We start from the raw sequence: 13,229 nt of genomic DNA on the forward strand, positions 1-13,229 counted from the left end.
CAACAGTTTTTTTCCAGCCCTGGATTGGACTGCTGGGGAAATAACCATCAGGCGAACGCAACAGTTTTTTTCCAGCCTTGGAGTGGAGGGTTGGGCTGGCGGTGAAATAACTGTTGCGGTTATCGCGAGAGTTTCTTTCCATCGATCGCGTGGTGGTAGTGAAATATAGCAGCTCTCTTTCTTGATGTAGTAAGCAGGCATTTGTGTCCCAACCGAGTCGGCACCTCCGAGGTGAAAAATTCTCTACCTCACCAATAGGAGAACTGCTATATATCCTTTTTCTATAATTGCTAGAGATTCATATCTGTAGCCCCTTTGAATACCCCTGCCATTCTTTTTAAAAAGGGGGAGGACAGAGGAATAAACGTTTAGAGTACGGGGGTTGGGAGCATCCAAGACAATCGGGGGTTTTGAAAAATGGGATGACTCACTGATTTTGATGAAATTGTAGGCTATGAATTGCTTAAACTAGGTATTTTTTTACTTCGGGAATTCAATCAAAAATAATCAGTTTGAATTTTTCGGCAGTATTATTTTTTGATTTTGATGGAATTGTAGGTTAAAAAATGCCCAAACTACGTTGGGTTTAGCTCTGGAAATTAAATCAAAAATAAAAGAATTATTATGGGGGTATTTGATAAATTAAAGGGGGTTATTCAAAAACTGGAAGTTCGGCGACGACCACACGATCGCGTCCTTGACTTTTGGCGCGGTATAAAGCCGCATCGGCCATTTGAAACACAGCTTGAGCGGTAGTGCCATGTTGGGGAAAGAGGGCCACGCCAACTGAAATTGTAATGTTGTTCAAGGGGCGATCGCCATAGTGCAACTGTAGCTGTTTAACTTGTTGGCGCAGATATTCAGCGTGGTTCTGAGTCACTTGCAACGAGGATTCGGGTAGAATTAACAGAAATTCTTCACCGCCATAGCGACAGACAATATCGGCGGGACGACTTTCGGTTTGCAGGAAGCGCGCCAATTCGCACAGCACCAAATCGCCTGCTTCGTGACCGAAGGTATCGTTAAAGCGTTTAAAATGATCCACATCCACCACAATTGCGCCGAGCGATCGCTGATTTTGTTGGGCGCGGGAGATTTCACGATGCAGAGATTTTTCCAAATAACCGCGATTAAACAGACCGGTGAGCGGATCGCGAATGCAGCGATCGTGCAACAGTTCTTCCACAATATCGGCATGTTCGATGGTGGTTTCCAGCATAATTTCCAGATCGGCTTTTTCCCGCAGTAAAAGAGCAATAACAAACTGTAGGGTTTTTTCCCGACTCTGGCGGTTGCTTATTTCCGCTTCCAGTTTTTCATTTGACTGGGACAACAGATATTCAAGTTGCTGAGCGCGAAGGGAAAGGGATTCAACAGACAGTTCCAGATCGGTTTGTTCCTGCTTCAAGTTACTGACTTCCAGGCGGAGTTTTTCCAGTTTCCAGAGTAGACGTTCTTTAGAAATTTTTTCTTCCTGCATTTTTACCTCGCTTTTGGTCATCAAAATCACGGTTATCAAAGTAAATATTGCATAAATTGCAGAACGTAAAAAGGAAAGCGGTGCAAGCATAAATTGCGTAAATTGCACAAAGTGCCCAAATCGCCGATCGCATTTTCAACCCCCCGAGAAAATTCGTTCCAGAGGAATCCAATCGCTCAAGCCAAAGGGAGACAAAAGCGAAAGGTACTGCCCTGTCCGAGTTCGCTTTCCACTTCGATGCGACCACCTTGTAATTCTACTAAACGGCGCGAAATTGCCAATCCGATGCCGGTGCCCGTCCCGCCGCCGGACTCGCCGCGCCAGAAGCGCTCGAACACGTGGGGTAAATCCTCCGGAGGGATACCGGTGCCCGTATCGGAGAGGGCGATCCAAAGATAACCGGTACCGGTTCTAGCGCGCACCACGATTTCCCCAGTAGCGGTATGACGCAAGGCATTGCCCAGCAAATTGACCAAAACTTGCTGCAAGCGATCGCGATCGGCGTAGACTGGGGGCAATTGCGCGGGTGCTTCCAATCGCAGATCTGGCCCAACTTCGAGCAATTGATCGGCGAATCGCTCCACTAATGCCTCTAAAATCGGAAGAACGTTAATGGGTTGCAGATTTATCGGTAGATAACCCGCCTCCGCTTTAGACAGTTCTTGCAGATCGTTAACCAACCGTTCCAGGCGGCGCATTTCTTGGCTCAATCGGTGATAAATTTCCGGATCCGGGGGTAGGGTGCCATCTTCCAGTTCTTCTAAATTGCCGCGCACGATAGTTAGGGGAGTTCGCAGTTCGTGAGTCAGGTCGCTAATCAATTCTCGGCGTCGATTTTCCACATTTTCCAAACTGGCAGCCATACGGTTAAAGCTAGCCGCAAGGCGGTTGAGTTCGGGAATTTCGCTAGTTGGCATGCGGGCATCGAGATGACCGGTGGCAAATTTTTGGGTAATTTCTTCCAGTTGAGTCAGGGGTTTCGTGATACGTTTGGCGACCACATAACTCAACAACCCCGCACTGGTTGTACCCACAATAACGGACCAAAACGTGCCGCGATTCCAGGTAGTTTCAAACACATCCACAAGCGAGGTGCGGACGTAGCGCAGGTTAAACCCTTGGCCTTCGAGTTGTTGCAAATGAACCACAAAAAAGCGCGGGGAAGAGAGCTTGCCGGTAATCACCAAAACGATAACGCCCACCAGGAGGACGAACAGATGAGAGAATAATAAACGCGATCGCAATCTGAGTTTGCTCATAGTTTCAATCATGGCATAAAACCTTCGCCAGTTGCCCTGGGATTGAATGAATGGGTCAGGAAGGGTGCGATCGCCCTTTCTCCCCTGAAGACGAGAGCAAACCTCAACTCCTTGCCTGCTTCACGAGGAATCGGTGGAACTCTCCTTAACTTCCATCGGCAATTCAACCGTAAAGGTCGAGCCTTCTCCCACTTGACTTTGCACCGAAATTTTACCCCCCATCATCTCACAGAAGCGCCTCGCGATCGCCAGTCCCAACCCAGTTCCCCCATATTGGCGGGTGGTAGAAAGATCCGCTTGCTGGAATGCCTGAAATATCGTTTCCATTTGTTCTACAGAGATTCCGAGGCCGGTATCGGTGACGCGAAAGCGCACCAAGGATTCCCCAGGAGAAGAAGGTTCTCGATTGTCTTCTTGAGTTACTTCTATTGTAATCCGACCGTTTTGAGTAAACTTTGCGGCATTGCTGAGCAAATTTAACAGAATTTGGCGGACTTTCATCAGATCCGCGTACATGGTTTCTACCGACTCCTCGCAGGTAAGAATTAAGGAATTGCGATTTTTTTGCACCAGTGGTTGGACGGTATTGATAATTTCTTGAAGTAACAGTTTGACCTCGAACCGTTCCAAGTACAGGGTCATGCGTCCCGCTTCGATTTTAGAGATATCTAAGATATCGTTAATTAAAGCCAGCAAATGTTTGCCGGCGGTGCGAATTTTATGCAAATCTGGAATTAAATCCGCCGCGCCGAGGTCTTCCATTTCTTCAGTGAGGATTTCACTGTAGCCAATAATGGCATTGAGCGGGGTGCGGAGTTCGTGGCTCATATTGGCCAGGAAGGTACTTTTGGCGCGGTTTGCCGCTTCTGCAGCATGGAGGGCATGTTTGATTTGTTCTTCAGCGCGGATTCGCTGGGAAATATCGGTACTGATGCCGATGAGGCCGACAATTTGTCCCGAGGGGTCTTTAATGGCGTCGGCTCGCAGGAGGACCTGGAGGATGCGATCGCTTTTCCCTCGCATGATGACTTCTCCACTCCAAGACTCACCGGCCATAATCCTGTCAAAAACTTGCGCGCCGATCGCCGCATCCACATAAAGCACCTGGGGTCCGCCCGCCGCATTCAACTCCTCCGGGGTGTGGTATTCAAACAACTGGGAAAACGCCTGATTGTGATAGATATGGCGTCCGGTGCGATCGGCAATCGAGATCGCGTCGCTGGAACTTTCCACCGCCTTGCGGGTGAGCATCAGTTCCATTTCCGCTTGTTTGCGCGCGGTAATATCTTCCACCATCCCGATCGCAAATTGCGGCTCACCGGTGCGATCGCGTACCAGCGAAACACTCAAGCGACCCCAAATCACCCGCCCATCTTTGCACCGATAGCGTTTTTCCATTCCATACCCCGGTGCCCCGCCGCTTAACATCTCCTCCGCTAATTTATTTTCTGTCGACCACTCTTGCGGATCGCTCAATTCTTCCAAGGGTTTGCCAAGCAATTCTCGCTTGGAATAGCCCCACATAGCTTGCAAGGCGGGATTGCAATCTAACAGATGTCCGTCGAGACTGCTGACGGCAATTCCAATAGCCGCATTTTGAAAAATCGCCCGGAATCGTTGTTCGTTCTCGCGCAGGGCATTTTCCATGCTCGATCGGGCGATGATTTCCTGGCGCAATTGAGCTAAACTGCTTCTCAGTTCCACCGTGCGGCTCTCCACCCGGTGTTCGAGTTCCACATTGGCGTAGATGAGCGCCTCCTCGGCGTGCTTGCGTTCGGTGATGTCGCGGGAGTTGACCGCTAACCCTGCAACGGCGGGTTCTTCCAGCAAATTGGCTGCGATCGATTCGAGAAATAGCCAATATCCCTCGACGTGGCGCACGCGATACTCGATTTTTACCGTCGCTTGCGGGTGGCGGCACACTTCTTCATAGGCTTGGGCAACGTTGTCTAAATCCTCGGGATGAATGAACGCAGCGGCATTTTCCCCGAGCAGGGAACTGCTAGAATAGCCTAAGATGCGCTCTGTTGAGGGACTGTGGTAGCGGATGACGCCCTCGGCATCCAAGATGACAATCAGATCCGAGCTATTTTGAATCAAAGCGCGCCATTTCGCTTCGCTTCTGGCTACTGCGTCTTGAGCTTGTTTGCGCTCGGTAATATCGAGAACCACCCCTTCCCAAAGCAGATCCCCATTCGCTTGTCTTTCCGGACGCGCCGCAGATTGCAGCCATTTGAGGGTTCCAGAAGGCAGGATAAACCGCCCTTCCCACCGCCAGGGTTGCAGGGTTGCCATCGAGATTGCTAGGGAGTCGTAGTAGGCGCTTAAGTCATCCGGGTGAATCAGGGCGATCGCTGCATCTGGATGCTCCCGGATATATTCTGGCTCGAGTTCGAGCAGTTCGCGACAACCGGAGGAAACATAGGGAAACGCACTAGACCCATCGCTTCGCATGAGGTACTGATAGACCATTCCAGGCAGGTTATCGGCGAGTTTCTGGAACCGCTTTTGGCTCTGTTCTAGGGCGCGGTGGGTCTGAATGCGATCGGTGACATCCTGCACCAAGGATGCTACCCCTACCATTTCACCGGCGGCGTTGACTAATGGGGTGTTGTGCCATTCGCAGATAATAATCCGCCCATCTTTGGTAACGTTCTCGTTGGTGCTGTAAATTCCCCCCTGTTGGTTCAGCAGAGCTTGCAAAATATCGTTAATCTCAACTTTGGCATGTTCTGGCGCGAGCAAGTCGAGGGCGTGACGCCCGATCGCCTCTTCGGCTCTGTAGCCAAAAATGCTTTCGGCGGCACGATTCCAGTTGCTAACTTCAAAATTCAGGTTCCATTCGATCGCCGCGAGGGGGGTTTTCTCCAGATGGATCTCTAGTTTTTGCTGGGATTGTCTCAGCTGCGCTTCGTAGTGCTTGCGTTGGGTGATGTCGGTGGCGGTGCCGGTGGTGCCGATAATATTGCCCTGCGAGTCGCGCAAAACTACGGCATTGTAACTGAGATAAACCGGCGTACCATCTTTTCGCTGATGCATGGTTTCGTATCGAAAGCAGGATTCGCCAGCTTTAATTCCCTCGAAGACCTTTGCATCTTTCTCCCGTTGCTCTGGGGTCATAAATTCCAAAAATGACCGCCCGATCGCCTCGTGGGGTTCGTACCCGTAAATCTCTTTCATCGCTGGGTTGACAAAAGTCCAGTTTCCTGCCAAATCCACGGACCAAATTAAATCCCGCGAGGTCTCTACTAGGGTACGATATTGTTGCTCCCTTTGTCTCGCTGCCGCTTCTAACTCTTGCTGTTCGGTGATGTCTCTGCCTACGGCATAGATGAGTCCGTCTTTGTAGTGGGAGGCTTTCCAGGAAATCCAGCGGTAGGTGCCATTTTTTTGGCGATAGCGATTTTTACAGGCAACATCCGCTTTTTCGGGGGTTGGCGGTTTGACGATCGAGAACTCTCGGTCCTCCGGGTGAACCAGTTCGCTCCACTGATGGGAGCGCAGTTCTTCTGGGTTCCATCCCAATACCCCGGTCCATGCCGGATTGACGCGCTTGAAATATCCATCAGCGCCGATAATACAAAATAAATCGGCAGAGAGGTTAAAAAATATACTAGAAATCAGGTTAAGGGATTCGGCGTCGTTTTTCGCTGCCGAAATCGGCTCTGGAGAGTGTGGGGTCTGTGCGGGTGAATTCATACGTTTATCGCGCAAATGATGACAAGTAAATCCCGGGGCGATCGCGCTAGTTATCGGCTGCCGATAAATCACCACTGGCTTTTAAATTAAGCTTTTTTTGTAAAATTAAACCGATTTAATCGAATCAAATCGGCATTTGAAAGTGGCATTTTTTTCCAAATTTCAGCGGTTTCTCATGGCGGTTTCGGGAATTTCAACATATCGGCGGGATAGGGTAGTCCCTTAGTGTCATTTGTAGCATAAATCGCCAGAGCCAGGGGCGATCGCGATCGCTGCCAAATTACAATTTTTTTCTTGACTTTGTTCTAGTTTTGTGGTAATCAGTACAACATGGTAGAGTGGGCAAAGTCAGTGGAGAGCGGTGCCGATCGCCTATCTGTTCTATTGCCTGCCTACCCTACAAACCGCTAACTCTATGGTAATGAGTAAAGTCCAACCCGATCGAGGCTTGGAGGTTAGGCACAGGAAAGGGAAAGAACAAACGAGGCAATCGGGTGGGATTCAGTCTTCAAATTTATATCCCACGCCAATCACGGTTTTAATAAAAGAAGGATTTGCCGGATCCGGTTCGATTTTTTTTCGCAAGCGAGCCACGTGGGTATCCACCACTCGCTCGTCACCAAAAAAGTCATCGCCCCAGAGTTTTTCAATGAGCTGCGATCGCTTCCACACTCGCCCGGGATAGCTCAAAAAGGTGGAGAGCAAATTAAACTCCAACGTAGTTAAATCCAAAGTTTCTTCAGTGTCGCCATTGAGTTGGCGAGTGGCAATTCGGCGATCGAGATCCAAGGTAAAATGTTCGGTTTGATAAACTTGCGAACTTTGGCCCCCTTGACGCAAACTGCGTCGCAACAATGCCCGCACCCGGGCCACCAATTCCCGGGGACTAAACGGTTTGACCATATAATCATCCGCCCCGGTAGACAACCCGATGACGCGATCGATTTCTTCCCCGCGCGCCGTCAAAATTAAAATGTAAGGATCTTTCGGACCGGGTTGCTGGCGGATGCGGGCACAAACCTCCAATCCATCCAACCCGGGAAGCATCAGATCCAACACCAACAAATCCGGTTGTTCCTCTTCAAATAGGCGCAACGCCGTCAACCCATCGCGACAAGTCAGACAGGTAAATCCTTCCGCTTCTAAAGCGCGCTGAACGATGCGCGAAATTTCCAGTTCATCCTCAACAATTAGGATTTTCATGGCTAAAAAAGCAGTGTTTAGATAACCTTCGCCGGGGTAAAATTAGCGATCGCGGAGCCATTACTCGGAGCGATCGCCCCTGACTCGGTATGTTCTTCGGGGGATTCTGGAGATTGATAAACGGCGAGGTCGAACCAAAACGTGGTACCCACCCCCACTTCGCTCACCAGATGAACCTGAGTATGATGCTTTTCGATAATATTTTTGACAATCGAGAGACCCAATCCCGTGCCTTCCAGGGTATGCACCCGATTTTCCACCCGGAAAAAGCGATCGAAAATCGCCTCTCGATCTTCCGTATCGATGCCAATCCCCGTATCCCCAATTTCAATCCGCACCATTAGCGAATTCTGCTGGGATGGAGGATTGACAATCGAACATTGCGGGTTGCCTTTCGATTCTTCCTCTTCTGGGTCAACGAGATACGCCCGAATGGCGATCCGTCCTCCCGATTCGGTAAACTTCAGGGAATTTCCTACCAAATTAGCAAACACCTGTAGCAAAAGGTCGTAGTTAGCCACCACTGGGGGCAAATTCGGCGCAACATCTTGAATCAGTTCGATGTTTTTATCCTTGGCATTGAGCTGGTAGGTTCGCAGGGTTTGCTCCACCGGTTGGAGGATGTCCACCGCTTCAAAATGATAGACGCGACAGGATTCCAGGCGCGAGAGGTCCAGTACGTCGTTCACCAACCGGGTGAGGCGATCGGTTTCGCGATTGGCGGTTTCGAGAAATTCCTGCCGCTCTTCTTCGCTCAAGTCTTCGCCATATTCGTGCAAGGTTTCGATGAATGACTTAATGTTAAACAACGGCGTTCTCAGTTCGTGGGACACATTGCTGATAAACTGACTTTTCGCTTCGTTGAGTTCCACCTCGCGGGTAATATCCTGCACCGTCATCGCAATCCCTTTGAGACTTTCGCGATAATGATGCTCTAACGGATTGGTTTGCTCGTCTTCTTGATAAAGGGTGCATTCCCGGGCGTAGGGATGTTGCGGCGCAAAGCAGGTATTCTCCAAATGATAGGTGCAACTGTTGCACAGGGGTTCTTCCCCCCGCGCTTTGTGCAACAAGACAGTAGTCAACAAAATGCGAACGGTGCGCCGGGTGGGTTCGGTTAAGGTAATGCGGAATTCTCCTCCTTCTCGAGAGGGGTACAGATAGGTGGCATCGGTATTGTCGCTCTCCGACTCGTTGCGGGGCGGAGGAAAGTCTCCGGTTGCCATTTCCGAGAGTAGGGGGCTTAATTCGGTGGCGATGCGGGCGGGTAGCAGGGAGAGGACGTTTTCGGAGACGATGTTTTTGCCTTCCCAGCCGAAAATTCGTCGGGCGGTGGGATTGACGAGAATTACTTGCAGGGTGGTGTCGAGCAAAACTGCGCCATCGGCGATCGTGGATACTAAGGTTTCTAGTTTGGCTTTTTCCCCCGTTAGCTCTTCGATATTTTGCTCTTCATAGCGTTCTAGTCGTTCCGCCATCTCGTTGAAACTGCCGATCAATTCGCTGAGTTCTCGCTGGGCGGGTAAATCGATTCGCTGCTTGAAATTCCCGGCGGCAATATTTTTTACCCCCACCAGCAGCTCTTTGATGGGTTTGGTAATGGTCAGGGCGTTGAATACGGCTCCTAAAATCACCATTACCCAAATGGAGATAAATACGGCAATGGTCACATCTCGGGTTAAATTCGAGGAGGTGACTACGGTGGGGTTGGGATTGATCCCGATCGCGAGTACCCCTAAATACTCTCCTTCGTGAATTAAGGGCACGAATACATCGGCGACTTCTCCATCGGGGGTGCGATGCTGTCGCACCATCGGCAATTCGGAATGGGTGGCAAAACCCACTGGAAGCTGTATGCGACGCTGAATGGTGAGGGAATTTTGCACCTCGGATTGGGAAAAGGGAATCCCGAGGAAGATTTTTCCCTCTGCATCGGCATAAAGCATGTAGCGCACGCTGCTGGTGCTGCTGTAAAACCGATGGGAAAACTGCGCCACCTGTTCGCGATCGCGTTCGGCAACTAAAGGGGCTACGTTGGCAGCCAGCAGCAGCCCTAAATCGCGCCCAAAGCGGGTGTCATTAAGGCGGGCATCCTGCTGAATGGTGTTGACGGCCCAAAATGTCAGCCCGCTCATTACTAATGACACGACTAATGTGGCTGCAGCCATCAGTTTGGTCTGCATGGTAAAGTCGGACCACCAACGGGCAATGATTTCTCCGATTTGTTTGAGTATAGCCAGCAAGGTTCTTCCGTTCTCTAGGGAAGGCAATGATAATTCAAGGTTTGCCGATGCGGGGGGCTAGTGCTGACCCGGATGCGCTTCATCGGGTGACAGAAATGCCACTCCCGCATCGGTGGGATGAGTTTTTTGCTTTACTTATATTGTTGCACGTGGAATTCTATTGCGCCGATCGCACCCGATGTCCGATGTCTCTTCGGTAGTATGCACCGTCGAATTCGATGCACTCGATGCCGGCATAGGCATTGGCAAAGGCGCGATCGAAGTCTTCGCCTAAGGCGGTGACGCCCAAGACTCGTCCCCCCGCCGTCACCAGTTGCCTGTCTTTTAATGCGGTGCCGGCATGAAAGACTATCGCCCCCCGGGCGGCGGCTTTCTCTAATCCGGCGATCGCTTTTCCTTTTTCATAGTCTCCAGGATATCCTTTGGCTGACATGACCACGCAGGCGGAGACTCCCGCTTTCCAGCGAATCGGGGGCATCTCCCTGAGTCGCTGCTGGGCACAGGCGAGAAGAAGTTCGTGCAGGGGGGTTTCTAATAAGGGCAAAATGGCTTGGGTTTCCGGATCCCCGAAGCGACAGTTAAATTCTAAGACTTTGGCTTCGCCGTCGGGGGAAATCATCAAGCCGGCATACAAAACGCCGCGATAGTCTATGCCTCTTTCTCGCATGCGGGCGATCGCTGGCTCTAATATCTCGGTTTGCACCCGGTCCATTAATTCTGGGGTGACGATGGGGGCAGGGGCATAGACTCCCATCCCGCCAGTATTCGGTCCGCTATCCCCTTCGCCGATCGCTTTGTGATCTTGCGCGGGCAGTAAGGGGCGCACGGTTAATCCATCGGTAATGGCAAGTACGGAGGCTTCTTCCCCGGTTAAGCATTCTTCGATGACGATGCACTCGCCCGATAAGCCGAATTTCCCGGCAAATGAGTCGTGAATGGCGTTTTTGGCTTCTTCTCGGGTGGTGGCAACGGTGACGCCTTTGCCGGCTGCTAATCCATCGGCTTTGATGACGATGGGGACGCCGTTTTTTTCGACATAGGCGATCGCTGCTTTTTCTTCTTCGTCGGTGAATACTGCCGATCGCGCGGTGGGAATTCCCACATCCTGCATGAATCCTTTCGCCCAGGATTTACTGGCTTCTAGTTGGGTGCCGGCTTGACTCGGCCCGAATACCATCAGGTTCTCTTGCTGCAGGTAATCGGCAATTCCCATCGCTAGGGGCACTTCCGGTCCGATGATGACTAAGGAGATGCCCCGCTCTTTGGCGGCGTCTTTTATACCGGAAAAGTTGTCCACTGTCAAGGGAATGTTTTCGCAGCGTTCCATTGCGGCGGTTCCTCCATTGCCGGGAACGCAGAACACTCGCTCGATTTCATCGGATTGTAGCAGCTTCCAAGCCAGGGCATGTTCGCGCCCTCCGTTACCAACAACTAAAATTTTCACTCTCATCCTCGCTGTCAAGGTCAGTTTTTACCGGGCGCGCAAACCCGGCGCGATCGGCTTCGATTCTACTTTAAAATATGCTAAAACAACTCGCATTGATAATCGGAGTTTGGTTACAATAGGGTTTGCGTTTATCTGGGCTTGAATTATGGCTACGAATATCGTCACGGGGGCGGCGGGTTTTGTCGGGTCTCATTTGGTGGAAGCATTGCTCGATCGCAAAGAACGAGTTATCGGCATCGACCATTTTAACGATTATTACGATCCGAGTTTTAAGCGGCACAATATTAAGCCGTTTGCTACTCACCCGGATTTTCAACTGATTGAGGCGGATATCCAGGATTTGGATTGGCGATCGCTGCTCGATGATGTGGCGGTGGTTTACCATCAGGCGGCACAAGCGGGAGTGCGCGCCAGTTGGGGCACCGGCTTTCGCGGTTATACCGAACGCAATCTGAATGCCACTCAGGTGATGCTGGAAGCAGCAAAAAATGCCACACACCTGCAGCGGTTTGTGTTTGCCTCTTCTTCTTCGGTGTATGGCAATGCACAAAAGATGCCGACGGGAGAAGATACCTGCCCTCAACCGGTTTCTCCTTATGGGATTACTAAGTTGGCATCGGAACAGCTTTGTTTGTTATATTATCGCAATTTTGGCGTGCCGGTCTCGGGATTGCGCTATTTTACTGTGTACGGTCCGCGTCAGCGCCCGGATATGGCGTTTCACAAGTTCCTACAGGCGGCGCTGAAAGATGAGGAAATTGTCATTTTCGGCGATGGGCAGCAAACGCGAGATTTTACTTATGTTAGCGATGCGATCGCCGCAAATTTGGGGGCGGCAACTGCCCCGGATGCCCCGGGGGAAGTGTTCAATATCGGCGGCGGTTCTCGCGTGTCTTTAGCTTATGTCATCGAGACGATGGAAACGGTGGTGGGCCGCCCCATCCGTCGCCAGTATATCGAATCTGCTGTGGGCGATGCCCGTCATACCAGTGCGGATGTGTCTAAGGCTCAACGCATCATGGGATACAATCCCCTGGTGTCGTTGGAAGAAGGCTTAACCCGCGAATGGGCCTGGATTCAGGAAGTGTATGGCTAGGTTGGTTTATCACATACTGTATCCGCCACTCGCGACTCGTTCCCAGCATGAGCTGGGAACGCCTCCGGAGGCTTTGTCTCCTAGTGACTATATTATATGTGACTCAAAGGATTGAAATCGCGCTAAGGCGATCGCTAGCGAAGCCATGCGCGACAGCGCTATAGTCACCCGACGATAGGCGCGTGGGTTGCAAACCCACGCCTCATAGCTCGAGTCGGTTGGAAACCGACTGAAAGCCTTACAGGACAAATATTTTAGTCGGTTTCAACCGACTTGAGTTGTGATTTCTGCGAAAGCGGGAATTCAGTTAAAGTTGCTGTTTCAATCGCAGGAAAACCGCGAAAAGAGAGAGATGTGGCGAAAACATCTCTCTTTTTTTGGGCGGTTGAAGATGCGATCGGGGTTTTTAGGATACGGGGTTTCTCCTCAGCCTGATGGTTATGAATCGGTAGAGACGGCAGTGTAACGGATGCTGCTACTGGCGCAACGTTCTGGTTTTCAACGAGTCCGATTTTAAGCGATCGGGAAGTGAAGCCGAAGTAATGGGTACCATTGTTGATTTCTAAGGTTTTCCAACGAGTGCAATTTTAAGCGATCGGTAAGAAGTTATGGAGTCACAGCCTCCGCAGGCGTGACTGGAGAGTTCGAGCTTCCAACGAGTCCGATTTTAACTAATCGGTAAGTCAAGTTGTAGTATTTGCCACATGCGGAGGAGAGGTAACGTGGTTTCCAACGAGTCCGAGTTTAACTAATCGGTAAGTTGAAAAAACCCTCTCCTTGGATGAAGGGTTCGTAACAGTTG

Annotated in this window: 7 protein-coding genes; 1 reads left to right on the forward strand and 6 read right to left on the reverse strand. The window is 50.8% G+C overall.

From position 1 onward, the window contains the following. Positions 1-652: 652 nt before the first annotated feature. The 6 genes from AC0QH1_RS01990 to purD form a co-directional block, all read right to left on the reverse strand. Positions 653-1,510 (reverse strand): GGDEF domain-containing protein, encoded by an 858-nt coding sequence (locus tag AC0QH1_RS01990; RefSeq protein ID WP_324629105.1) that lies wholly within the window; start codon positions 1,508-1,510, stop codon positions 653-655. 146 nt (positions 1,511-1,656) lie between these two features. After that, a complete protein-coding gene (locus AC0QH1_RS01995; protein ID WP_324629099.1) occupies positions 1,657-2,739 on the reverse strand; it encodes a sensor histidine kinase in 1,083 nt (360 codons plus the stop codon). A 120-nt stretch (positions 2,740-2,859) separates the two neighbouring features. Continuing rightward, a complete protein-coding gene (locus AC0QH1_RS02000; RefSeq protein ID WP_324629100.1) occupies positions 2,860-6,513 on the reverse strand; it encodes a PAS domain S-box protein in 3,654 nt (1,217 codons plus the stop codon). Between the two features lie 426 nt (positions 6,514-6,939). Next, positions 6,940-7,641 (reverse strand): response regulator transcription factor, encoded by a 702-nt coding sequence (locus tag AC0QH1_RS02005; RefSeq protein WP_324629101.1) that lies wholly within the window; start codon positions 7,639-7,641, stop codon positions 6,940-6,942. 17 nt (positions 7,642-7,658) lie between these two features. Next, the gene (locus tag AC0QH1_RS02010; RefSeq protein WP_324629102.1) at positions 7,659-9,884 is read right to left on the reverse strand and encodes an ATP-binding protein; all 2,226 of its coding nucleotides are present in this window, start codon (positions 9,882-9,884) and stop codon (positions 7,659-7,661) included. A 157-nt stretch (positions 9,885-10,041) separates the two neighbouring features. Next, positions 10,042-11,328: a phosphoribosylamine--glycine ligase gene (purD, locus tag AC0QH1_RS02015; protein WP_324629103.1), complete on the reverse strand. Its 1,287-nt coding sequence runs from the start codon at positions 11,326-11,328 to the stop codon at positions 10,042-10,044. Between the two features lie 148 nt (positions 11,329-11,476). Between purD and AC0QH1_RS02020 the strand changes: the two genes are divergently transcribed. After that, the gene (locus AC0QH1_RS02020) at positions 11,477-12,427 is read left to right on the forward strand and encodes an NAD-dependent epimerase/dehydratase family protein (protein WP_324629104.1); all 951 of its coding nucleotides are present in this window, start codon (positions 11,477-11,479) and stop codon (positions 12,425-12,427) included. Positions 12,428-13,229: the final 802 nt, after the last annotated feature.

Source organism: Phormidium sp. CCY1219 (assembly GCF_055795085.1).